This window comes from Paraburkholderia domus (assembly GCF_905220705.1).
In the GTDB taxonomy this organism is placed as follows: domain Bacteria; phylum Pseudomonadota; class Gammaproteobacteria; order Burkholderiales; family Burkholderiaceae; genus Paraburkholderia; species Paraburkholderia domus.
The window spans coordinates 128,554-152,472 of record NZ_CAJNAT010000010.1 but is presented as its reverse complement, the minus strand read 5'-3'; the positions used below and the strand labels follow the sequence as shown (position 1 = coordinate 152,472).

General features: G+C 54.8%; 22 protein-coding genes. 11 read left to right on the top strand and 11 right to left on the bottom strand.

All coding sequences use genetic code 11. From position 1 onward, the window contains the following. Nucleotides 1-375 precede the first annotated feature (375 nt). Complete coding sequence (gene kwaB / locus KHO31_RS19350; RefSeq protein WP_211623969.1) at nt 376-1,335, bottom strand: anti-phage protein KwaB; 960 nt, start codon at nt 1,333-1,335, stop codon at nt 376-378. Beyond that, nucleotides 1,332-1,919 carry an anti-phage protein KwaA gene (gene kwaA, locus KHO31_RS39850; RefSeq protein WP_328822726.1) on the bottom strand — a complete coding sequence of 196 codons (588 nt, stop codon included), beginning with the start codon at nt 1,917-1,919 and terminating at the stop codon, nt 1,332-1,334. Before kwaA ends, kwaB begins: the two co-directional genes overlap by 4 nt. A gap of 903 nt (nt 1,920-2,822) precedes the next feature. On the opposite strand from kwaA, the gene KHO31_RS19340 reads away from it, so the two are divergent. The 3 genes from KHO31_RS19340 to KHO31_RS19330 all read left to right on the top strand — a co-directional run bounded on the left by KHO31_RS19340 (nt 2,823) and on the right by KHO31_RS19330 (nt 5,523). Continuing rightward, nucleotides 2,823-3,518: a protease-associated domain-containing protein gene (locus tag KHO31_RS19340; RefSeq protein WP_211623965.1), complete on the top strand. Its 696-nt coding sequence runs from the start codon at nt 2,823-2,825 to the stop codon at nt 3,516-3,518. Nucleotides 3,519-3,803: 285 nt separating this feature from the next. Beyond that, nucleotides 3,804-4,859 carry a hypothetical protein gene (locus KHO31_RS19335; protein ID WP_211623963.1) on the top strand — a complete coding sequence of 352 codons (1,056 nt, stop codon included), beginning with the start codon at nt 3,804-3,806 and terminating at the stop codon, nt 4,857-4,859. Between the two features lie 229 nt (nt 4,860-5,088). Next, complete coding sequence (locus tag KHO31_RS19330; RefSeq protein WP_211623961.1) at nt 5,089-5,523, top strand: hypothetical protein; 435 nt, start codon at nt 5,089-5,091, stop codon at nt 5,521-5,523. Between the two features lie 47 nt (nt 5,524-5,570). Here the strand turns inward: KHO31_RS19330 and KHO31_RS19325 are convergent, their stop codons facing one another. The 3 genes from KHO31_RS19325 to KHO31_RS19315 form a co-directional block, all read right to left on the bottom strand. Next, nucleotides 5,571-6,728, bottom strand: a complete 1,158-nt coding sequence (locus tag KHO31_RS19325) for a hypothetical protein (RefSeq protein ID WP_211623959.1) — start codon at nt 6,726-6,728, stop codon at nt 5,571-5,573. Then, complete coding sequence (locus KHO31_RS19320) at nt 6,725-8,926, bottom strand: DNA cytosine methyltransferase (protein WP_211623957.1); 2,202 nt, start codon at nt 8,924-8,926, stop codon at nt 6,725-6,727. The genes KHO31_RS19325 and KHO31_RS19320 overlap by 4 nt, the downstream gene beginning before the upstream one ends. 678 nt (nt 8,927-9,604) lie before the next feature. Next, nucleotides 9,605-10,171 carry a tyrosine-type recombinase/integrase gene (locus KHO31_RS19315; RefSeq protein WP_211623955.1) on the bottom strand — a complete coding sequence of 189 codons (567 nt, stop codon included), beginning with the start codon at nt 10,169-10,171 and terminating at the stop codon, nt 9,605-9,607. 756 nt (nt 10,172-10,927) lie between these two features. Here KHO31_RS19315 and KHO31_RS19310 point away from each other — a divergent pair. The 3 genes from KHO31_RS19310 to KHO31_RS19300 all read left to right on the top strand — a co-directional run bounded on the left by KHO31_RS19310 (nt 10,928) and on the right by KHO31_RS19300 (nt 13,244). Beyond that, nucleotides 10,928-11,155, top strand: coding sequence for a hypothetical protein (locus tag KHO31_RS19310; RefSeq protein ID WP_211623953.1), 228 nt, complete (start codon nt 10,928-10,930; stop codon nt 11,153-11,155). A gap of 67 nt (nt 11,156-11,222) precedes the next feature. Continuing rightward, on the top strand, nt 11,223-11,501 hold the full coding sequence (locus KHO31_RS19305; RefSeq protein WP_211623951.1) for a hypothetical protein: 279 nt from the start codon (nt 11,223-11,225) through the stop codon (nt 11,499-11,501). A 21-nt stretch (nt 11,502-11,522) separates the two neighbouring features. Then, on the top strand, nt 11,523-13,244 hold the full coding sequence (locus KHO31_RS19300; RefSeq protein ID WP_211623949.1) for a J domain-containing protein: 1,722 nt from the start codon (nt 11,523-11,525) through the stop codon (nt 13,242-13,244). 363 nt (nt 13,245-13,607) lie between these two features. Here KHO31_RS19300 and KHO31_RS19290 read toward each other — a convergent pair whose 3' ends face one another. After that, nucleotides 13,608-14,417: a DUF4087 domain-containing protein gene (locus KHO31_RS19290; RefSeq protein ID WP_211623946.1), complete on the bottom strand. Its 810-nt coding sequence runs from the start codon at nt 14,415-14,417 to the stop codon at nt 13,608-13,610. Between the two features lie 354 nt (nt 14,418-14,771). On the opposite strand from KHO31_RS19290, the gene KHO31_RS19285 reads away from it, so the two are divergent. From KHO31_RS19285 to KHO31_RS19270, 4 genes are all read left to right on the top strand, one after another. Then, nucleotides 14,772-15,383, top strand: a complete 612-nt coding sequence (locus KHO31_RS19285) for an RES family NAD+ phosphorylase (RefSeq protein ID WP_328822728.1) — start codon at nt 14,772-14,774, stop codon at nt 15,381-15,383. Between the two features lie 713 nt (nt 15,384-16,096). Beyond that, nucleotides 16,097-17,500, top strand: a complete 1,404-nt coding sequence (locus tag KHO31_RS19280) for a DEAD/DEAH box helicase family protein (RefSeq protein ID WP_211623944.1) — start codon at nt 16,097-16,099, stop codon at nt 17,498-17,500. Nucleotides 17,501-17,599: 99 nt separating this feature from the next. Beyond that, nucleotides 17,600-18,043, top strand: a complete 444-nt coding sequence (locus KHO31_RS19275) for a DUF6641 family protein (RefSeq protein ID WP_211623942.1) — start codon at nt 17,600-17,602, stop codon at nt 18,041-18,043. A gap of 53 nt (nt 18,044-18,096) precedes the next feature. After that, complete coding sequence (locus tag KHO31_RS19270) at nt 18,097-18,264, top strand: hypothetical protein (RefSeq protein ID WP_211623941.1); 168 nt, start codon at nt 18,097-18,099, stop codon at nt 18,262-18,264. A 143-nt stretch (nt 18,265-18,407) separates the two neighbouring features. Here KHO31_RS19270 and KHO31_RS19265 read toward each other — a convergent pair whose 3' ends face one another. The 3 genes from KHO31_RS19265 to rsmD all read right to left on the bottom strand — a co-directional run bounded on the left by KHO31_RS19265 (nt 18,408) and on the right by rsmD (nt 20,841). After that, nucleotides 18,408-19,394, bottom strand: coding sequence for a tyrosine-type recombinase/integrase (locus KHO31_RS19265; protein WP_211623939.1), 987 nt, complete (start codon nt 19,392-19,394; stop codon nt 18,408-18,410). 204 nt (nt 19,395-19,598) lie between these two features. Further along, complete coding sequence (gene coaD / locus KHO31_RS19260) at nt 19,599-20,114, bottom strand: pantetheine-phosphate adenylyltransferase (protein WP_201072312.1); 516 nt, start codon at nt 20,112-20,114, stop codon at nt 19,599-19,601. Between the two features lie 112 nt (nt 20,115-20,226). Then, nucleotides 20,227-20,841 (bottom strand): 16S rRNA (guanine(966)-N(2))-methyltransferase RsmD, encoded by a 615-nt coding sequence (gene rsmD / locus KHO31_RS19255; protein ID WP_201072310.1) that lies wholly within the window; start codon nt 20,839-20,841, stop codon nt 20,227-20,229. A gap of 240 nt (nt 20,842-21,081) precedes the next feature. Here rsmD and ftsY point away from each other — a divergent pair, with 240 nt between their 5' ends. Further along, nucleotides 21,082-22,248 carry a signal recognition particle-docking protein FtsY gene (gene ftsY / locus KHO31_RS19250; RefSeq protein WP_201072308.1) on the top strand — a complete coding sequence of 389 codons (1,167 nt, stop codon included), beginning with the start codon at nt 21,082-21,084 and terminating at the stop codon, nt 22,246-22,248. A 76-nt stretch (nt 22,249-22,324) separates the two neighbouring features. Here ftsY and maiA read toward each other — a convergent pair whose 3' ends face one another. Then, nucleotides 22,325-22,969, bottom strand: a complete 645-nt coding sequence (gene maiA / locus KHO31_RS19245; RefSeq protein WP_201072306.1) for a maleylacetoacetate isomerase — start codon at nt 22,967-22,969, stop codon at nt 22,325-22,327. Nucleotides 22,970-22,994: 25 nt separating this feature from the next. Beyond that, nucleotides 22,995-23,693, bottom strand: coding sequence for a fumarylacetoacetate hydrolase family protein (locus KHO31_RS19240; RefSeq protein ID WP_201072304.1), 699 nt, complete (start codon nt 23,691-23,693; stop codon nt 22,995-22,997). Nucleotides 23,694-23,919: the final 226 nt, after the last annotated feature.

Sequence of the window (23,919 nt, the reverse complement as noted above, 5' to 3'; positions counted from 1 at the left end):
GGCCGTTCCGAAAACAGGTAATCATAAGCGCAGGAACCGTCGTGCACCCGCTACCGTCATAAATGGGCTAACACGACAACTGCCTGTCCCGTAGGCTGCGTGCAGGCTTACCAGAAGAGCCACCAAGCGTCTGGCCGCTTGGCTTTATTGCAGAGCGTAGCAAGCCAGCGACCGCGCCGAGACGCCATTGCCGACCGCAAGCGCTTGGGCATGGCCAAAGCAATATCTGAGATGTCTACACGGCATCGCGAGTTGTCGGTTGAGCCGACATGTCTTTGTCGCGGAAAGTCGAAGTGGGCAGGCTCTCGTTGTTCGAATAGCCGAAATCGACTTCGGTTTTTCGACTGACTCACAGGTCACCATGGCCTTAGAGCACTATGCCTCCGAATTCAATGCGTCTTTTGCAAGGCTTGCGTAATAACGCTTGGTGAGCTCAGACTGCAAAAAATCATCGTTCAGCAGCTTGAGGAATAGATTCTGAGAAACTTTCGTTTCTAGCTTAATCACGCTTCCGTCATCGCTTAACTTAAACTTGCCACGAAGGGCCGGATGGCCGCTAACAAATGCAATTACTTGATCGTTCGGGATGACGCCCAGAACCGGAGAAGCACGAGCGGCACGAACCAGCTTCCTCGAAAATGAAATGTCATCAAGCCTTTCCGCCAAAGGCGAGGTGTCCGCGATCAGTCCAGCCGCCGCAATATTTGCTATCCCCTGTGTGGCAATGTTTCTTACTGCGTCGTGGAAACCAAAAAAACGCTCCAAGGTCTTGATGTCCACTATGTAGTACTCGTCATTAACGCGCATGAATTCGAATTTCGAATTGATTCGCAGAATATCGTCGTCGACTTTCGCCAGTCGACTTTGATTTCGAATCATGCGAAAGAATGCGCTGTCACGCTTTAGCAACGATACCGGATATTGGTGTTTATAGATCGCCAATTGCTGATCGCCGTGGCCAAGGATGATCAAAATACCCTTAAGGTGATTGAGGTCATCTGACGCAAAATTAAACACCTGGAAGTCGTCGCGCTGAAGGACAGTTGCCAAATGGGAAATCTGTTCCGGAACGTCTGGGAGGTCGTAGCGATAAATGGCGTGAGCACGATCATCTGCACTGGAGATGTCGAGCAGTGAAAGTTCATCATTTAGCAGAATCGTGCTGCTAATGGAGTCAATAAAGTTCTGCGTTAATTCGACCTGTGCTCCCTCATCAATGTCTGCCCGCTTTATACTGATTTGCCCAGAATCTTCAAGTAGGAAATAAAATTCCGCCCCGCAATTTTCATTGGTAATTACCCCCGATATTGATGTCCGTAGCGTATCGATACTCATACTTTCCCCTTTGCGAAATAAACTCGATCATCCAGTTCCAAGAACTGTATTTGACCACCGCTCTGAAGGCGATCTTTAGTAATTAACACTACCTTTACCTCATCACCTGTTCTCTTCCGAACAACCGCAGAGTAAAGGCGAAAGCCAAGTATCGCTAATGTCGGGTTAGCGTAGAACTTGTCCGTCTTAACGTAAATCGCTCCAATGACGATTAGCAAAAGACCTAGAGCAATCAAGTACCGCGCGCTAGTGAGATTGAAGCAAATCAGAGGAATAATATATGTTGTAAGAAAAGTTAGGTGCTCGTAATTAATGTCTTCCGCCGAAACTATCGTGATGGGAATCGACTTGCTTCCAGCTATCTTGTAATCAAATCGCAAGTAATAGAGAACGCCCAGGAGCACAAACAAAGTTGCTACCATCGGGACGACATTCCTCGCCATCAACTCTCCGAAGCCAATGAACTTGCATTCATCCTTGAAACAAACTGGAATGTCAATCGTTACGACGATTATCAACAAAAACAAGAACCACAGAGAGAGTATGTAAAGCTCGAATTTTTCGATCGTTTTATTGAGTCTCATAGCGGACCGGCCGATAAGTGCTCTGTTTTTTTAGGAGAGGCTGCCGCATCATAGTACAAATTGTGACAAGTATCGTCTCCCCGCAGCCGCCTTTTCTATCCGCTCCTCCAACTGGCGCCTTTAGCGGTCGTCTCGGGACTTTCATTCGTGGCGGACGAACGGTCGGGTGCTACGTTGAATGACGAATTGCCTCGGCGGAAACATCGCTAGCATTCCGCATCGCCGTCGATCTCGTCCGCCTGCAAAATCAGCAGAGCTAGTTCTTTTCTGTGCGCGCCCCAATTCCGCGGCGTTTCGACATGCCGGCAGTGGCAGTAGCAGGTAGCGCCGCACGCCTCCGTCGAAACGATCGAGCCCCCTACGCCGGCGCACCGACGGGCGAGATGAACATCAACTTGATCCGGTCGAGGCGCGGGGGCAGGAATCGCAGTGCGACCGCGACAACACCACAAGTCGATTAAATCGACAACTGCCTGGCACTTAAAATACGCCCAGGCTTGCCAGAAGAGCCTCCAAGCGTCTGGCTGCATGGCTTGATAGCGGAAGCAAGTACAGCGCTAGAAAACGTACTAAACGTCAGTCATTCCCACAAGCTGCGCTTCGAACGACCGCACGTAGGTGCAGACGTGCCCCGTCGCATCAAAACCAAGCCCGTGCGTTGCTGATTGCCCGCAACTGTCGGTGTGACCGACAATTTGCCCCACGGCTTGGCAGAAGAGCCGCCAAGCGTCTGGTCGCTTGCCTTCGCAGCGGAGCAAGTGCAAAGCCGGAAAGCGCGGCAAAACGCCTTTGCCAACCGGCCTGCACGCTTAGTCAACACTAGTGCCCGTATGAGCTGGTGCTCCTCGATCGACCTAGCGTACGATTATAAGTTTGGCAGGCGACACTTCACACACACCCCGCATGAGCGAAGACAAATATCACGAATCGATCGAATCGATCTATAGAAAGAGCATGAAGGGATTTTCCAACTGCTACATAGAACTTCAAAGAAAGGCAATTGGTCGCGAGGTGTTCGACGCCGACGAGAACAATCGGCTGAAAGTCGCTGACGAATTCAAAACCCAGATTTTCAAGGCCCTGAGCACCCAGAGAAACCTCGATCCGGATCATGTACGAGATGAACTGAAAAACCTCGACAAGGTAAATGACCCTCTCTCATTGATTCGCATCGGCTGCGCGTTTGCAATCAAGGCATATAGAGCGCACAAAGCTGGTGACGAACATAAGGCATGGGTCTGCATGTGCCGAGCCCAATTGTTCCTCGGACGAGCCTATGGCGCGCGATTTATACCCCTCTCAGTCGGACGCGCCGTTAAAAAATCTAAATCAAAGCATGCTCAAAGCGGCGCTAGCGCAAAGCACGCTCCCGAGCGCGTCGTAAAGGAGTTCGCCCTTGAATTAGCACAGCGTCATCTGAACGATTTCAGGGGTGCAAACGGGGCTGCGGAAGAGCTGGCTCCACAAATCAATGCATACCTTCGTGAGCGGGAACGCTATGCGAAGGAGGGTGATCCGTTCTACGGCAAAGAAGATAGGAAAGATTTCTCACCAAGTACAATTCGTCGTTGGTTCAGAGAATTAGCCTTCACAGGCTAGCACCCGCGCGACCTTCACGAACGTCCACATTTGCTTGCAACTCGCCGAAAGTTGGCAGTTGCAAGCACGTGCCAATACCGCCAAGCTCCCCACCAATCTACACTTCATCTCGTCGAATCAATAACGATTTCGATACAGCAGTAAAGCGGCAACAAACCCCTAAAGCAGCAAAAGCACTATCAGTCGTGGCACGTCGTCCACGCCTGCGGAATCACGCGTTTTCCGGAAATTAAATCACACTTTTCGGTTAACGATCGACATTAACCAACTTTAAAGGAACAGATTATGCAAGCCCAACACCGCAATGCTTTCATTACTCGTCAACGCCTTCTGCACTTTATCAAGCCGAGCGCACGTGCTGGCGCAAAGCAGGCCTCTCTCAATCAATCCGATATCGTTCCGAAAACGGATACCGAGCAAGCTGGCAACCAGAATAGCGAAATGTCGGTTGCCCCGACCTCTGCCAATGAGACGCTGCAAAACGAGCACGGGACGCAGCAACCGGCGCAATCCCATGCTGACACGCGAAATACTGCTAACGACGCCCCAGAACCTTTCGATGAGGAGACGGTTCTCCCGCTCTTCCGAACCGACGTTGCAGTGATCGGCGACGCTGGTCGTGAACTTGAGACGAAGGAAACCGCATACAGCAACAAGACTCAAGGGCTTGCGATTAAGGCTCTGGCTAAAATCCTCGGCCTCCGTCACAAGTATTTTAACCCGGTCGCAGACGATACCGTCGCAATTGATACGCTTAAGGATGAGCTTTATAAACTGTGCGAACGGAAGCGCCAGTCGAAGGCTACCAGCGAATATCACCTGTTTTCGACGATCTTGCGGAAAAATGATCGCAAGCAAGCGTCGGCAGATGCCAAAGTTTTGAAACGTGCACATGCCGAAGGGCAGACGGAGGAATCTTTCGCAGATTGGGTCAAGACGAATGGCAATCTGAGCGATATCGTCAAAAAGGTCAACAAGGACGAACGGGATGCAAAGGACGCGAAGGAGCAGCAACAGCGCGCTAAACGGGCGGCCAAAGGCAAAGAAAAAGCTCTTTTCGATGCCGCGCTCGAAGCGTCATGGATGCACGTCGGAGACTACGACCGCGCCGATTTGCCGGAATCCATGATCGACTTGATTCCCAGCGCCGGAGCTTGGCGTCCGATCGCGATCAAGTACGACGGCGAGAAGGTGATTTTCTATACGCTTCAAAAGGACTCGAACTACAACGAACTGAAAGGTCACAAGATCGAAGACATTGAGCCGAAAAGCGATGTCGCCGATAACGAGGTGGCAGGCGAGAACTCCTCGGCCGAGGCTGGCGAATCGATTACGTCTTGAGTCCACTGGCGGAATTGTCGGCCCAGCCGACAATTCCCTGCAGCGCCGGATACGTTCGCGAGCCGGCTGATACGTATTCAGCGCAACGCAGTACACGGACGGACGCGCCCTCCATGTCACTCTTTTCTTGATGATGTGCCACCCAATAGCTACCCTCTTTATACCGATGCGGCTTTGGTGATTTTGATATCCGCATCAGTATAGAGTCCATATCATCAGAGAAGGCGACATGCTTGCGATTACCCGCTTCCACAATTTTATGTCGCTTTATCACGGGCGCTACGCAACCGCCTTGGCAAAAGCGATGAATACCTCCGTCTTCGCAGCAAAGGCGCTCGACGTTGGACTGTCCACCGGCGAAATCTCACTCGATAAATTGCATCTGCTGCTCGGTTGTAGTCGCGGCCAGGCAATCGGCGCCGCGTTCGATTTGCAGGAGCAGGGACTGGCCAGGGACATCGAGTCCACGAAAAACCAGAACGGCGAATACTTTCTTGTGCCCATTGACGCAAGATGCGAATCTGCCCGACTGTATCGAGCGACGCTTGAGCAGCGTGCCCATGACATGGGCCTCTACGATGTTCTAGAAAAAGCGCTGCCCGGCCTTCAGGCGATTTTCAGGGAAGCGCTCAACACGTTGGAGTCGAAGCAGATAAGGCGTTAATCACATGCCGCAGACGGCTAGCGGACGGTCACTCGCCATCGAAGTAATCACCCCGTCGATTTTAGCAGTTCGGCAATTCTCGACCAATTGAATATCAAACCCCGACCTCGATGGAACACTCGAGGGCCATTCGGCTTTATAAGTTCCAGTTGCCGCCATAACTGCTTCTCAGCCTTGAGAAACTGCCGCGTTGACCCAGCAACTGCGACAGCTGATCTTTCTGGATTTCGCTTGAGCAAGCCCTTCGCTTCGAGAAAGTCCTCAAGGTTCTCGAGCCATTTCGGCTCCTCCGGAAAGTCGCCGCCCACGGTATCTTGATACTCGCTAATCGCATTAAACAATATAAGATGCTTTCCCTCGCCCAGCACAGCCGTTGCGGTCGTATCTAGGAATGGGCGCGAACCGGCTCCATATAGCGTTCCGGTATGAAGAGCCTCCAAGCCGCCTTTAGTCAATGCACCATCTGATTCAATCCAACCAATGTGAAAAAGGAAATTTTTGTAGTTTTTGAGAACGTTTCCTTTCATTTTTACCGTGTCTTGATATCTTCTGGTGCCACCACCCCAGTGACGCAGGAAACCGCTTTGAATGTCAATCCAGAGACGGCCAAATGCGCGAGTTAGAATCGTAGACGTGGCCGCTGCTCCACTTCCCATCTCTTCGTAGCAATATTTCAAAAGCCGCAACGACTCTTCGGGCGACATCTCTCGCCATTTCGCGTAGAAGCTTGAGTCGAGCTGGGCGACGTGAGGCGGGGCCGATATCCGCTTACTGAAAAAATGGGCTTCGGTAAAGTCAGGCTTATGCGGGGAAAATGTCGCTGGGTCATAGCTGAGTACTCCGACCGGCACGTCGTGCATCGTATTCTGTTTCATAACGTGCACGACATGCTCCGCTATGCGGTAGCCGTCGTCCGCGATTTCCGGCAGGACGAGAAGTCCATAATGGAAGTCGAGCGAATATGCGATGGCCTGCCCCAAACCGGTTAAATATTCGCGCTTGGTCTGCTGAGGCGGCTTGAATTCGGCCGCGATTTGTAGACCGTTAGCGTTGTCTACAATGACGAAGTCCGGAACAGGCCAGACCCTCGATGCCGTCACGTAGGCGTCCGCCGAGAACAATGTGTTCCACGGCGATACAGCGGTCCTTAGACGCTCAACAGCTTGAGTTGCGACGGCATACGCCAGCACATCATGGGTATTCATGCCGTCGTCGCAAGGTCATATACGTCGCGTTTGTAGCCAAGCGAAACGAAATTTCCCTTGATTGCCTTGGCAATCGCGCTTGCTAATATCTCGGCTAGCAAGGGCGGAACCGCGTTACCAACCAGTGTGCATTGTTGCTGCCGAGTACCGATGAATCGCATCCAGTCTGGAAACGTCTGTATGCGCGCGGCCTCCCGGACCGTTAGCGTCCGGTGCAGAACAGGATGCACCGGAAACGCATTGTGCCCAGGAACCATGGTGGTGGCCGGTGCATTCATTGCGAGCCGCCGATACACGTGGCTGTAGTTCTTTACGTTGTCCGAACGGTAACCTTTCCTGAGTTCTTCCGGAAGGCCACCTTCAGGAAGGCGACCTCCTTCGGGAATCAATTTATACCGCTCGACCACAAGCTCCTTATGGTTCATCGGCGCGTGACTGAATTCATCGCCGTGGGTGCTGGGATCCATGAGATCGGTAATGACATCGCCCACCGTAACAAATCGTCGCTGCCACGATTTGGGTTCGGAAACGTGCTTTGGTTCGGGCCATTGAAATTCAAGCCCCTTCCTCCATGCGATCAGAATAAACCGCTCGCGTAGCTGCGGAACACCGTAGGTCGCGCAGTTAATCACGCGATGTTCGAACTGATAGCCAGCACGGCGCAGGCGCTTTTCAACTTGCAACAGGTAGCTCGATTCTCCGCGCCGGGTAGATACAAAGCCTTTTACGTTCTCCAAAAAAATTGCCTTCGGACTCAGTCCAATCGCCAGATCAATGTACTTCAGCGAAAGCTCGTTTCGCTCATCTTCTTCGGGGCGATGATTCTGCGTGTTGACGAAACGGCGGCGTCCGAAAATGGAGAAGCCTTGGCATGGTGGCCCTCCAAAGACCACATCCACTTCCTCAGCGCCGATGTGCTGTTTGACATCTCGCAGAGTTAACTGCGCAACGTCCCCTCTAGTGTGCTTAATATCTGGAAAATTCAATGAAAAGTTGCGCTCGACGCTATTTTTCATGTCGTAAGAGCCGAGGATATCGAAACCCGCGTTTCGAAATCCGAGCAAGAGTCCACCGATACCGGTGAAGAAGCTGACAGCAGTTAGTCCCGACCGCCGAGGCGTGCGCCTGCCATCCGGTGCGCCGTCGAGAAGAGCCAGCTGTTTAGGCTCGCTGTCTGCCTTCGCTTTGCTCACGCTCGTACTCGCGCGTCCTTCGATATGTTCCTTCACTGCTTCGCTCAGGTGCCGTGCCAGTTCAACGGGGACTGCATTGCCTACCAGCTTGCATTGCTCGGCTCGGGAGCCCACGAAAACGTAGTCGTCGGGGAATGTTTGAATGCGGGCGGCTTCTCGGGGCGATAAGCTGCGGTGTTCGACGGGATGAACAGGAAATGCGTTGTTTCCCGGCACGAGCGTTAGCGACGGACGGCCTCTGTGCAACCGCTTATAGGTATTTCCAAAATTTTTCCGTCGAATTTCTTCCGGCAGTTCTGAAGGTGGCGGCATCCGTCCGCCCTCCGGAATCAAACGATAGCGCGCTACGACCGTTTCACCGTGTCGGAGAAACGAGTGATTGGGAATGTCATCGTTGGGAGCGTGCAAATCGTCGATTGCGCTTCCTACTGTCGAATAGGAAAGAAGGCCGGCACCGTGAGTAGGCGTCGGCCAGTTGAATTCCCCTTTGAGACGCGAACCGAAAAAGAATACCCGCTTGCGAACTTGCGGGACGCCGTAGTCGGCTGCGTTCAAGGTGGTAACCCACACTCGATAACCAAGCCGTTCGAAAGCTGCGATAATCTCCCTTTCGTACCTGCCGCCATACTGCGTACGCAAATAGTTGACGTTTTCCATTAGGAAGCAAGAGGGTGCTAACCACTCTACGACTCGGGCGAAGCACCAGAAGAGGCCATTCCTTGGATCAGCCGGATTCTGGTCACCGATCGTGGAAAAACCTTGGCACGGCGGGCCACCTACGACAAAGTCGACTTTTTTCCGGCCCAACTGTTTTTCCAACTGCTCGCGCGTGAGCCGACGTATGTCGCCTAGATGAAACGGAATTTGAGGAAGGTTCTTTTGAAATGTACTTGCGGCTGAAGGTTCAATATCAGTCGCGAAAAGCGTATCGAATCCGGCTTGCCCAACGCCAACCGTCATTCCGCCACCACCGGCAAACAGCGAGATACTCGTTAATTTTTTCATATCACATACTCGAAGGACTTTCGGAGATCGGGCGTCTACCAACACCTAGCTTGTTTGTTGGCTTCACTGACGCTGCTCAAACAAATGCCCCTGTACTACCTTTGACCCGTACTGCTCAACGTACGACCTCATAAACGCTCGCAAGACCTGAGCAGCAGTGGTGTCTTGACTTTTGCAAGTCGCGATAAAGTCGCGTCGTAAGGCGTCGTCAACGCGAATTCGAAGCCCCGCTTCGGCATTCATGGCGACCTCCTGGATACACAATGTGTACATTATCGACACACACCTAACTTAGGTCAATGCGCGATATTGGGGCTGAATCACTGTTTTTCCGTCCCTGCACGCTTTGCCGGAGCGCCCCATGCGGTCGAGTGGGCTAAGTGCCGAGATCAGCGTAGCCCCTCCACAATCGATAGCGCCTTGGGAGAGGCAGCCGAGTGTCCTTGAGGGAGGCGCAAGCAGATCTAACTTGCAGACGGCGCAAACTCGGCGATGCCAATACCTCACTTGAATGGCCGAGATGCTTATAGGGAATCGTGAGTGTCGGCGAGCCGACGCATCTTTCGCCGCACGACCAACCGACTCCCTAGACGTATGCCGGTTCCGGCCCGCTCTCGTGCCTAACCGCCAAGGCACGCTGCCGACATTTTCTGTCGACGCATGGGATGTGTCATTTCATCAAACGAGATCCACTGCTTTACGCTGCATCTCATCGTTGACGTCAATGTAACGTTGCGTGGTCGAGATGTCCCGATGCCCCGCAAGTGACATGAGCACGCGTACGCCGATACCCTTGTTCGCTAAATTCGTAATGAATGAGCGTCGGCCAGAATGGCTACTCGCTCCGTCAATCCCCACCTGCTTGTAAAGCCAATGGAAGTACTGGCACAGCGTATTCGCGGAGAATCCAGCCCGTTTCTGTGTAGCGAACAGCGATTTGTCGGTTGACCGACATTTCAGCGTCGCGACGTACGACGCCAGTTCTTTGCGAAGTCGCTGGCCGATAAAAACGGTTCGTGCGTGACGCCCTTTCGTCTGCTCCGCAAGCAAGCGGATTTCGAATTTAATCGAGTTGTCTGCGTTCAGCACGTCGCCAATACGCAAGGCGGCGACCTCGCCTACACGCATACCGGCCCAATGCGTCAGCAGTAGCATTGCTCGATTGCGCGCTGCGTGCCGGTTCAACGAAATGTAGGTAAGTACCTGCTTGAGTTCCTTGTCGGTCAAAGTCTTGGCCTGTTTCACGTGGTGATCTCCGAAACCAATGAATTCCACACGCCAGAGGGTGCATTCTTTGGTTAAGAGAATCAACAGATCATTGACGAGTCCGGATCCTCATAGGAAACAAGCGCTTACGCCGAAACCAAAGCTTTTTGCTATTTGCTTTGATTTTCAGGGGCGCCGCTATTTGAAAAAAAACAGTTGAGAAATGACCCAACACACGCAGTTGCGACGGTCGCTTGCCTTCGAAGCGGCTGGCGGACCGGTTGATCCGTTGCGCGCAGCAGCACTTCGGCCGACGTTGAACGAAATCCGCTGCATTTTTCGCAAAAACTGGGCGCACCCAGCGGACTTTGCCGGCAGGCGGGCAACGGTTAGGCAGAAATACCACCCGCAAGAGACGATCGACCGTAGTTGCACGATCGTCAACAATCGCCGCGACTCCTCACGCCTGCACGTTGAGTGACGTATTCGGTTCAGAGGCCGGCGGAACGACCAACAGCCCACTGGTGATCGCCCGTCATGCGGACACCGTGGAACAAACGTCAAACAGCTTCGCTCCCCGAGGTTCCACTGAGAAAAAGGGCCGACGTGCATCGGATCTCATCTCCATTCTCATCTTTTAAGCGCGTACCCTAAAGAAGTAGAAATAGGATCCGTTATCTACTTTACTGACGAGGGCGATATTTTGGGCTCTTGCGCCGGACAGATCTATCACCCATGACGGCGCTTTGCTCTTTTCATCTGCCCACCACTTACAAACACTAAAAGGAGAACCTTTTGTCTATCCGACGCAAGCTTATCGGCGCCTACCTCGGCATCGCGGTCCTCTTCGGACTCTACGGATCGATGTTCGGTCTCTACAGCTACAGGGGCTTCATGTACAACCTTGGGCGCGGTTTGGTGTGGCCGACCATTTTGTTTCCTGCTGTTGGCCATCTAATCGGCGGCCTGATTATCGTTGGCTTCGTCCTGTTTCTCATCTTTTTCGTGCGTTCGCCAGACTAGACATACAAGGGTCGGAAAAAGGGCCCCATGCGGACCCTCTGTCAACAATCGACTAGTCACGGATCCAATGAAATATCTGATTACAGCGGCCATCGCCGTCTGCTCGATGTCGTTCATTACCGGCTGCTCCAGTAAGAAATCCGATTTTGAGAAGGGCTTCATAGGTGCTTGTGTGTCGACTTCCGTCGAGACCGAGGCGAAAGTCAAGGTATGCAAATGCGCGCTCTCGAAGCTCGAGGACCGGCACTCGACCGATGAATTGATGCGACTCAATCTGACGCCCACTCCCGAGTTCCAACGAGAACTGGTTGGCGATGCACTAAATTGCGCCGCCGAATATAACTAAGTCTGACGACTGGGTGCCGAGATGAGCGAGAAAAAGAACTATTACGATGTGTTGGGGATTCGGCCTACCGCGCGCCAAGGCGAGATTGAATTGGCGTTCAAAGGCAGACGAACCCAGTATCACCCGGATAAGTACGCTGATGCCGACCTGGACACCCAGAAGTGGGCTACAGCAAACATGCAGGAGATCAACGAGGCCTACACCGTTCTGTGCGACGCAGACAAGCGGCAACGCTACGATGCCATGCTCGACGCCTCTGCTGGCGGCACAGGATCGCATGCGCAATCGGGTACGAAGAGCCGTGGCGATTGGTCGACCTTCAAACCTCGAGGCGCGCAAAAGCGGGACGCAGCAGGGGCGTCGGCTCAAAGGCAGGATTCGTTCGATGATCTGGGCACTCGAGTCGCTCGTATCCAGCGACAACTCGCGATTGACTTCCAAAACGCAAAGTCGGATCTCGTGGACGATCAATGTGAAAAGGGGCCGATCGAAGCAGACGACGCGTTTGTGATCGATCTTATGAGCTTCACTTCGAGAGAATGCACGAAGCTGGTAAGCCAAACGTTGCGCTCGCTCGAATTTGTCGGTCGCTATAGCGAGATCAACACGGCGATCGGATGCGCACAGTATCTGGTTGCGGTATTGAGTTTCCATTCGATGTCCACACTCCCGCCATCGTTCATCGATGGAATGGGCCGTGATTTTCACAACTTGCAGGGATTCGTGCTGCGTCAATTCGAACTTGTGCTCGACGAGTTCTGCCGGAGGGAAAGCGACCTTCACCTCGAGTTGCGGGCGACGAACGAACTGGTTATGAGCGTTCTGGCCGGCATCATTGGCGTGCCGCAGCACAGGCCGCTTCAGGTCGAGTTGAACTGTTCGAGGACGGCGTTCATCGAGGGATTCCTTGGGAGCGGTCCATTCTGGGTATCGGCAGAGACGACCGTCGAACTACTTCGTGAAGCCGAAGGCGTCGGCCGCAAGCTGACGGAAATGGTGGCGCAGGCGATGGCTTCCGAGGGAACAGACCAACGCGGGGAAGATACGCATTGCCACGTTGCCTCCGGCGATGAACCATTCCTGCCCAACTATCTAAAAGATCTCGAGCTGGATCGAAATGACAGGGATCGCTTTCATTTTGGAGCGGACATCTCGCCAAAGAAGCTGGCGAAATCGCTAGCAGGGCGACGCTTTGCTTCCGCAAATCCGCCGAAGAACGTCTACCTGCTCGTTGACGACACGGTTTTTCAGGGCGGAGCGGATGGCTTGATTATCACGGATGAGGTAATCAGCTTCAGAGAGATGTTCAGCGACAGTACTGACTACCATTACAGGTCCGGATGGAACGGTGGATTTAACGCATCGAGTAAGCAGATCACACGGTTCGGCGACTCATGCATCAATTTCACCTTGGTGAGCGCTACAGCCGTTCAATCGCTGGTTTGGGTTCTGAATAGATACTTCGCCGACCGCCGCACATGGTGCGAAGCTCGCGCTCATGCGGGAGAGGTGCAGGCGCAATTTTTCATGAGCCTGAGTTGCAGCGACGACCGCGCCGCCGAGTTGCGATGGCTCACCATGGCAGCGGAAAGCGGTCACCCGTCAGCGCAGCACAACCTTGGCATGCACTATCTGGAGCGCGAACCGGAGCGAGCGTGGCAATGGTTCACGAAGGCGGCCCGTCAAGGGAACATTCGGTCGCAAGAAGTATTGCGTCGCGACGTCTTCAGCAAATTCCAATAAGCGATCTATACCGGCGCCTGAGCGTCAGCTAACTTTTTGCCGGATTCCGGATGCCGCATCGCACATTGCGCACGTTCGCGAAACCGTCGAGACATGTCGGTCGTCCCGCTCTCGAACATTCTTAGCAGTAACTTGCGGTCTGAAATCTTCGCACGTTGTGGTGAACGAACGGCCGCTTTCAAGCGGCCGTTGATGGTGGAGTCAGCTGGATGATCGAAGGAGTCGGTTTCGTCCTGACGCCTTTATACGTAAGAGCGAGAACGGGCTATTGGATGCTCTTGTCGTTCTGGCATGCGGACACCGGTTTGAGCGAACCGCCGAAAATCTTCACAATCTGCATCGCTTGCCTGTTGGTTTCCACAGTCAAACAGCCACAAAAATCACTTTGCTCGTCGACGGCATTTGATCAAATCCGTCGGGACTCGCAAACTCGCCCGAATGAGTAGCACCGACAATATTCCAAGTACCATCCCGGTCGCGTAAAGTCAGGCTTGAGGGCAAATTGTTTTCAATCCAACCGCAACGGCGTGCGGCGGGGCCGTCTGCAGTCAGCGAGCTGGTTGCGTCGACCGGGGCCGTGTTCGCCGTTACAGCACTAGCTGCGGCAGGTATTGCCGTTGCGGCAGATGCCGAACTAGGTTGTTCCGGCTGAGGAACTCGGGTGGCAAGACCGGTATCGGGCTCGGATGCCGGCTCCGAAGCCGTAGCAGGCTGACTAGAATAGTCAGCGGTACTGCCCTCTTGCGTAGCGGGCTGCGGATGGCATGAGGGGCGTCCCAAATCTTGCAGACGTGATCTTCCGGGAAAGTCATCATCGGGCAGTTCAATTTCTCTTGAAGCCATAAAGTGGCGCGCGAAGAAATTGGGGCGCAAATCTTCGAGGTAGTCAATGTGTTTATGGATGAGTGATTGCAATTCGTCGTAATCTGCTTCTCCACGACACTCAATGTACCTGTCCTTGATGCTTTTGACTTGCTCTAAATTGGCTTCTTCGGCGGCAATCACACGACGAATCTGCAGATCTCTGCATTCGACCGTCATATCGCCAAAGCATTGTTGTTTATATTGCATGTCGAGGCGGCTGTATTCGAGGCGCTTGCTGCATGCTGCTGCGAAAAAACATGAAAGCACCACCGTTGTCAGTATCGAGACGAATCTTTTGCTGGGAGTCATATTCTTGATTGTGGTTTGGATTTTACTTCTGGGCGGCCATCACTAGCGGCTTATACGAGCCCGATCCTCAGTGCCCACCAGATGCCCACCGACTCAGCAACGATGAGAAGTGCGGCGCTCCTGGCGAGAGCTTTCGTGGTTATGTCCCGCTAGCGCATAGTTAGATAACTCCGCGCCTACGGGTAAACGGCAATTCGCCAGAAAGCTTTAGCCCTAGGTCGCGGTCTGTCTAGGCGCCCGACATTGTTGCGGCTATGTGGCGTCGGCAATTGCTGTCATACGGCTATCGGGGGGACCTGAGAGCCAACAGGCGGCCGTGCCGCCAGAGAACCGACGTTCCTGCGGACAGGGTAGCTGGATCGGGGTCGTTGTGGGACGTACAACTTCGCGCACGTCGTCCTGTCTCAATGCCAGCAGTCTCGATTTAATCGACAATCACGATCTGGAACCGACTCCGCCGATACACGATGCCAGCCGCCGCCCAAACAATACGCGACCCATGGACGCGCCAACCCTGTCGGAATTCCATACCTCTACTTGGGGTCATTGCCGGAGACAGCGGCAGCAGAGATACGCCCCCACACTGGAGAGGTCGCGTGCGTCGCGGAGTTTCAAGTGCTCCCGCCCTTAGCCGCCGTTGATTTGCGCGACCCACGCAAACTCGTCTCCCCTTTTGTTCTGGGCGACGCGGGCGCAATCGGGCAATTGCGTGCCGACATTCCTTTTCTAGAGAAACTAGGCGAAGAACTCACGCGCCCCGTCCTTCCTCGAAGCGCGGCGATTGACTATATACCGAGTCAATATTTGTGTGAATTCATCAAGAAAAGCGGTTACGACGGTGTCGCATTTCGCAGCTCTGTCAGTAGCGGCATGAATCTGGCGCTGTTCAGTCCGGCGAAAGCGAGAGGATTATCGGTAACGCGTTACAACATTAACCGCGTCTCCGTAGATGTAGCTCCTGCCTAGGATAGCGCGAGGCTTATCGCTGATTCGCGCTGCCGTCGCGCTGAAGTGCTGAATCCCCGCCGAGGCGAGGATTCAGTTTAGAGAATTTTAGCTATAAAATTTAACAAGCCAATCCGGGAGCGTTCCGCCTCCGACCTTCTATTTATTGAACGTGACCGTAACGGTCTCAACCGTCGAATAGCGCCCTGTATTCTTAGGGCAAAGCGCATTTGCGCAAGCTGTCTGCAGAAGGACTCCTTCTGAGGAACGAGATGCCGAGCATATTTTATGGATCTGGGTATGCGAGCTTGCGATGCATCCCAGATGGGAAAAAATGTGTCGAGGCACAGGTGCTTCAGAGGAACCTGTGACGAAGAAGCCCTGCGCCCAACGCATTTTCATCGCAATTATGCACTAACGCGTTATGTGTTCTGCAAGCAAAGCTCCGGCGTCGCTTTGCTGCAGGACAACGTAACCCATTGCTTCTGGTATTCCACTCGCCTAGCTCGCGCAATACCGGAAGATAATGAGTTGGTTGTCTTCCCCTACTTGTACTTCCGCTCAGGCAGATAGCTTTCGGCATGTAACGAAATTACTCTTCTAGATAGATAGAGGCCGTTACACAGTTCCGAGAGACCAAGATAAATAAAGCGTGAGCAGGACGCTCACAACTGGTCCCAGAGAAACCAGTAGCGACAGCACAACGCTGTTTGAACTATAAAGCAAAAATAACAATGATAATCTATACCGTGGATGCCCTCGCTGGCTCGGGAAAGACAAGAGAAGCCATTAATTACGCCCTTCCGCAAGCAGCATTCGGCGCGAAAATTGCACTGGTGCAGCCGTCTACCGTCTTAATCGACCAGACTCAAGAGAATTTAGAAAGGCACAACACAAACCGCGTCCAGATAAGAAAGCTGCACTCAGAGTGCGTAAGCGGTCAGGTAAAGGACAAGATTCAGGACCATCTGCGTGCGGCAGCGCCAGGCGTAGGGGAGGTCCTGCTGATCACTCACCAATCCTTTCTGTCGCTGCCGTACTGGCATAACGCCAAAGACTGGATGATTATCATCGACGAAATTCCTCAATGTCAGTCTTCATGGTCCGCAAAACTGCCAGTGAATCACAGCACGTTCACTAGCCATGTCGTTCTGCATACGCCAGAGGACAATTACGCTTTGCTTTCGACGAAGCACGGCAGCGAAACGGAAATTCAGCGCATGGCTGAATGCCGCTTCAACGACGATCAGGACAAGATTTACCAAGACGTGTGTGACAGACTGAACAACGATACGACTTGGGACACATATGCTCAAGTCGATTCTTGGAACAAGATCGTCAACGGCGACGAGATGGGTCAACAGTCGCTAACTACCTATTCACTTTTGCGTCCGCAGGCGTTCGAAAAGTACAAGTCGGTAACGATCATGGGAGCCATGATCACTGAGTCGGTACTGTACAAGCTCTGGTCCAAGCAGGTCAAATTCGCAAACCACGACGCCATCTCGGCAAAGCTTTCCGCACAGCTACATGAAAACGGACATCTGCTGACGATCAAATACATGTTCGAGAACGATTGGTCAAAGACCTTCCGTGATAGCAGGCACGATGGCCAATCTATTCAAGCTGCGGTAAAGGCCAAGGTCGAAGAGCTGATGGATGGCCAACGCTACATCTATGCGACTAACAACGATGACAAGACTGGTCTCGATTTTGGTATGCGCGTGCCCAATATCTGTCACGGTTTGAACAAGTACGTGAAGGTGCACAACGCCGTCTTCATGAGCGCACTTAATAGCAAGTATGCAGACGTCGGCTTCATGAAGGTCAACGACGTGTCACCGGAAGAGTTGAAACAAGCTCAGAGCCATCAGGTAATGTACCAAACGATCATGCGCACCAGTCTGCGCGATCCTGTCGACCCCACACCGAAGACAGTAATCGTGATGGACAAGAAGTCCGCTGACTATTTGCAACGGTATTTCCCTTGCTGCACCGTAGAAGCAATTGGCATGGCAGAGCCTGGCAAGAAGAAAGCAGGACGCCCGAAAACAGGCAACGCTATGACCGGAGCGGAGCGTCAAAGATTACGCAGAGCAAGACTGAAGTCCAAAGAGCAAAGCAACGGTGAGCAATGAAATTAACACCACTATAAGTACGCGCAATCGATTCTTTTGTTGATCTCTTCGTAACTGGAACACATCCTCTTCTGTACATACACACCAGAGGAGAAGTAGATGAGCGCGCTGAACAACCTGAAGCTGGTCGCAACGAAGCGTCCCGGTGCTTTGCCGCAAATCGTGCAGCGCCGTAACCGCCTGATCGCGAAAATCTGGGAACAGACGGAACTGGCGAAAGCGCAACAGGAAGGAAAGTCGTTCTCGCCCACGAAGTTCCGTTCCGTGAAGGATGCAGAAACCGGCGAACGCCGTAACGTGGAGGTACAAAAACGCGTTCGTGCATGGTGGTTCACCGCCGAAAACGGCAAGCTCTGCCTGCAAGTCCGCTATGGTGCAAAGGTACTGGAACTGGCGAAGGGCAAGACCGGCATCGAAGTCGGTGCAACCGACAATTTGATTCCGACGCTCGACGCATTAAAGGCTGCCGTTGCAGAAGGTGAATTGGACGCAGTGCTTGAGGCGATTAGCGCGACGATGCGATCGGGTTTCGCAGCAAACTGACCGACAACGCTACCTCTTCGCGTTCATAAATATCCGTAAAGGAGGTAGCAATCATGCGATACATCGAAATCATTGGCGAAGTTGATCTGCAGACACAGCAGGTCGATGCGCAAAAAAAAGCAGCTAAGCGTGCAACGCGAGCAGCGAAGGCAGCGGGCCTGCGTCTGAAACTACAGAAGACGCAACAGCAACTAGCGAAAGTCAACTCCAAGCCAATCTAATCCGATCGGATCTGTCGTCGACGGTTCTTCAGTGACAGATTCAGAGGCGAGGCGCAGACAGACAACAACTTTTGCGCCTCTCCTAACTGTTTACTCTGTACACAACCTTGCAGAATGAACAGGAGGGAGTCGCCCTTTCATTCTCAGCCGAGCTTTTGAGCTAGCTCCCTTGCAGACACATGGTAATACCGCTTTAACATCTGCACGTTGGAATGTCCCGTTACCGAAGCGAGTTCGATAACGTTCGGCAGCCTCTTCGCTAGGTTTGTTGTTGCCATATGCCGCAGATCGTGGAAGTGGAAGTCTTCGATACCCGCACGTTTGCAAGCTCGCGGCCATGCACACAAAACGACGTTCTGACTGATGGGGATAACACGCTCCTCAACTCGCTCAAGGCGATCCAGAACCGCGATCGCTGCACTACTCAACGGCACATACCGGTCTCTTCCGTTTTTTGTCATAGGCAGATATGCAATACGGTCTTCAAAGTCAACGTGCTTCCACAGCAGAGATAACAATTCCCCCTGACGCATCGCTGTTTCGAGAGCCAGTTTAATCAGTGGTACTAACCATTTACGGCGCAAATTGTGCCGTTCGGCATTCAGTTCATGCATCAGGCGATCAATCTCACCTGGTTTCAATATGCGACTTCTACCTGGCGGTAGTCGCGGTCGCTTCACGAGCTTTGCCGGATTGGCCATACTGAGGCCCCATTCGCGTTGCGCGTGCGTGATAACTGCGCTTATCGTTGCAAGCTCTCGACATACGCTCGAATTCGATGCGCCCTTTAGACGCTGATCTCGGTAGTCAGCGAGCACACTGGTCGTGAGGTTGCGCATACTGTACTCAGCGATTTTCTGCCGCATCATTTTGCCGATACGGTATTCCTCGCTGCGACGACTGTGCTTTGACGGCGTAACCGACTCTCGGTAGCGCTCCAGCAGCTTGCCGAACGTTATGTCGGTCGTGCTGGCCGGATCGACCCACGTTCCGTCATCCATTGCGGTTTCGACAGAACGTGCCCAAATCTGCCCTTCCGCTTTCGTTGCAAACGATTTGTACTGGGTAGGAAATCCCTTACGAACTACTTTCACTTGCCAACGGCCGTTGCGTTGACTGAATGTGGCCATGTTTTGCTCCCGATGTTGCGTAGGTGTTGCAAAACATGATTTCGGCGCAATCGAAAATGCTGGAAAGCCTTGAGGCACGGTCAATCTATGATATGGCCCCAATTTTCAATTGATGCACTCGTCGGTAATCATCAAGGCCATACTTCTCTCACTTCGCGCCGGCCGAAGCCGGCTTTGATCCGTCAATCCGACAGTTTACGCCGGTTACGGTTGTCCCGCCGAAGCGCCGTCATTCGAATCCAGTGCAGCAACCTTATCCTTCAGCCGTTTTTCGACCGACGGGAACACGAACTTGCTGACATCGCCGCCCAATTGCGCGATTTCACGCACGATGGTGCCTGAAATGAACTGGTACTGATCGGACGGCGTCATGAACATGGTTTCGACGTCCGGCAGCAGATAGCGATTCATGCCGGCCATCTGGAACTCGTATTCGAAGTCCGAGACGGCGCGCAGGCCACGCACGATCACGCGTGCGTTATTGCTGCGGACAAAGTCCTTCAACAGCCCTTTGAAGCTCATCACCTGAACGTTCGGGTAATGCCCGAGCACTTCATGAGCGATGTCCAGACGCTCTTCCAGCGTGAAGAACGGCTTCTTGTTGCGGCTGTCGGCAACGCCCACCACCAGCGTGTCGAAAATACTCGACGCGCGTCGAACGAGGTCTTCGTGACCGCGCGTCAGCGGGTCGAACGTGCCCGGGTACACGGCGACTACCATGAGACTTCTCCTCTCTTCAGACAAATGGGCACGTCAAAGCGTCGACGCGACGCATTTGGCACCGACCGCACGCGTGACGATAACCCGCCCGCTGCTTGTTTTGGAACGCGCATTATTCCTTATTTTCGCGCTGCAGCAAATGAAAGTGGACAGCGCCCGCTTTGCCTTGCCGCACGATTTCCCAACCGGTGAGCATCTCGTTCCCATCAAGCTCGAGCGCAGCGCCGGCTTCCACGTACAGAAAACCTTCGGGGCTCAGCAGCGGTATGGCCAGAGCGAGCGCCTTGTCGAGCAGATCGCCGCCGAACGGCGGATCGAGGAAAACCACGTCGAACGATCCCGGTGCGAGACTCGCGGCGAGGCGCAAGCCGTCGGCTTCCGCGATTTCGATCGCACGCGCTGACAGGCGTTCCTGATTCGCGCGCAACTGGCTGGCGGCCCGGGCGTTGCGCTCGACCATCAGCACCCGCGCCGCGCCGCGCGAGGCGGCTTCGAAGCCGAGCGCGCCGCTGCCGGCGAACAAATCGAGGCAGCGCTGGCCGTCCAGTCGCTGGCCGAGCCAGTTGAACAGCGTTTCGCGCACGCGGTCGGGCGTGGGGCGCAGGCCGTCGAGGTCGAGCACGGGCAGCGGCGTGCGCTTCCAGTCGCCGCCGATGATACGGATGGCGTGCGCTTTGCCGCCTTTGGACGAAGCGCCGTGGGCGCGTGAAGGAGCAGAACGGGGCATGCAGTTTCGAGTACGTTATAGGGGTGCCCGCGACGCCGATGGGTGCGGACTGGAGCGCCAACGTTACCACAGGGGCGCACGGCGTCCAGCCTGGCCGTTCGGCCAATACGACGGGCGGCGGCGCGCCTGATAAAATGTGCGGCTTCCAGCGCCTTGCATCCCGCATCGCAACGCTGCCTGCCGCTCCCACGGGCTTGTCCCGGCTGCGCGCATCGGCGCGCGCTCTCACCACGCCAGATCATGTTCAGCTTTTTCAAACGATTCAAGGGTTCGAAAGAGTCCGATAACGCGCCAGAAGAATCGCAGACGTCGCCGGAAGCCTTGGCGCCCGAACCCGCCGTAGAGGCGCCGGCAGCGCCCGTCGCGCCGTCCGCTCCGCGGCCGGTTGCTCCCGTGAGCGTCGATACGCAACCGGCTGCCGCGGCGTCCACAAACGAGCTCGAACCGGAAGCACCCTCGCTCGAATCCGTCGAAATCGTTCCGCCGCCAACGCAGGACGCGAACGCGAAGCGTTCGTGGCTCACTCGCCTGAAGACCGGTCTATCGAAAACGAGTTCGAGCCTGACCGGCATTTTCGTCGGCACGAAGATCGACGAGGATTTGTACGAAGAACTCGAAACCGCTCTACTGATGTCGGATGCAGGCGTTGAAGCCACCGAGTTCCTGCTCGAATCCCTGCGTGAGAAAGTACGCACCGAGCGCCTCACCGATCCTCAGCAGGTGAAAGCGGCACTGCGCACGCTGCTGATCGATCTGCTCAAGCCGCTGGAAAAATCGCTGATGCTCGGCCACGCGCAACCGCTGGTCGTGATGATCGCGGGCGTCAACGGTGCGGGCAAAACCACCAGCATCGGCAAGCTCGCCAAGCATCTGCAGAGTTTCGATCAGTCGGTGCTGCTCGCTGCGGGCGACACGTTCCGCGCCGCCGCGCGCGAGCAACTTGCAATCTGGGGCCAACGCAACAACGTGACAGTGGTGTCGCAGGAAAGCGGCGACCCGGCAGCCGTGATTTACGATGCGGTTGGCGCCGCGCGTGCGCGCAAGATCGACGTCATGATGGCGGACACGGCCGGCCGTCTGCCGACCCAGCTGCATCTGATGGAAGAACTGCGCAAGGTGAAGCGCGTGATCGGCAAGGCGCAAGATGGCGCGCCGCATGAGGTGCTGCTGGTGATCGACGCGAACACCGGCCAGAATGGTCTCGCGCAAGTGAAAGCCTTCGACGACGCGCTTGGCCTCACCGGCCTGATCGTCACCAAACTCGACGGCACGGCGAAGGGCGGTATTCTCGCGGCGATCGCGCGGCAGCGTCCGATCCCGGTGTACTTCATCGGCGTCGGCGAAAAGGTCGAGGACTTGCAGCCTTTTAGCGCGGAAGAGTTTTCGGACGCGTTGCTGGGCGGTTGAGCACGGCAACGTTCGTCGCCAGACCTGGTAAAAAGGGCGCCCTTCCGAGCGCCCTTTTTACATCCAAATCAATGCATTATTCCGCATCGGGCTGAACACCAGGCGCCGCACGAGCGAATGCGTCGAGCTGCATCGCGTGATCGTAGATGCGCTGAATCGTCGGAAACTTCGCCGTGTCGACGTTGAAGCGCTGCGCGTTGAACACTTGTGGAATCAGACACGTGTCAGCCAATGTCGGGCTGTCGCCGAAGCACAGCTTGCCGGTACGCGAATCGCCCGCCAGATGCGCCTCGAGCGTCGCAAAACCCGCTTCGACCCAATGCTTGTACCACGCGTCTTTCGCGTCGCTGTCGACACACAGCGTGTGTTTCAGGTACTTCAGCACGCGCAGATTGTTCAGCGGATGAATCTCGCACGCCACCTGCAACGCTACCGAGCGCACATACGCGCGGTCGGCCGGCGTCCCGGGCAGGAGCGGCGGCTCAGGATGCGTTTCCTCCAGATACTCGATGATCGCGAGCGACTGCGGCATCACTTCGTTGCCGTCGACGAACGTGGGCACGATGCCGTCCACGTTCACCTTGCGGTACTCGGGCTTCAACTGCTCGCCACCGTCGCGCACGAGATGTACGGGCACGTAGTCATACGGCAGATTCTTCACGTTCAGCGCGATGCGCACGCGATAGGACGCCGAGCTCCGGAAATAGCTGTAAAGCTTCATGTTGTATGCCTCCCCCAACCGCTCTTCAGACAACGCGCACGCTGAGCTCGCCGAGCCCGTCCACGCCGCCCTTCATGAGGTCGCCCTGCACCACTGCGCCGACGCCTTCCGGCGTGCCGGTGAAAATCAGATCGCCCGGTTGCAGTTCGAACAACGTCGACAGATAGGCGATCGTCTCGGCCACCGACCAGATCAGTTGCGACACGTCCGAGTTCTGTTTTTCCTCACCGTTCACCGACAACCAGATCGCGCCTTTGCCGACATGGCCGACCGTCGTGACCGGATGAATCGGGCCGAGCGGCGCTGAATGATCGAAACCCTTCGCGGTATCCCACGGACGGCCCAGCTTCTTCGCTTCGGCCTGCAGATCCCGGCGCGTCATGTCGAGACCGAGTGCATAGCCGTACACATGGTCGAGCGCGCTTTCGCCCGGAATGTTCTTGCCGCCTTTGCCGATCGCCGCCACGAGCTCCATCTCGAAGTGGACGTTCTTCGACTGCGGCGGATAGGGAAATTCGCCGGTCGCGCCAGGTGCGACATACAGCACGGCATCGGCCGGCTTGGTGAAGAAGAACGGCGGTTCGCGGTCGGGATCGTGCCCCATCTCGCGCGCGTGCGCCTCGTAGTTGCGGCCCACACAGTAGATGCGACGCACCGCGAACTGCTCGCTGGACCCCACGACCGGCACCGCGACTACCGGTGCGGGTGCAAATACGTAACTCATCCCGTTCTCCGTTTTTCGAATTGTGCCGCGCCCGCGCGGCGATAAAACGTTGAGTGTAACGCGCAGCCAAGTGCGGCGCTGCGGATCGGCATAGGCGCGCCGCCGGCGGTCCCGGCGCGCATCGTCTCGCCGGATCGCTTTAGATGCGATACTGACACCGAAAAGCATCCTTTGAATACCATTGCCGACTGCCCAAAGCACCAGGCAAGCCCGCCCCCAACTGCGC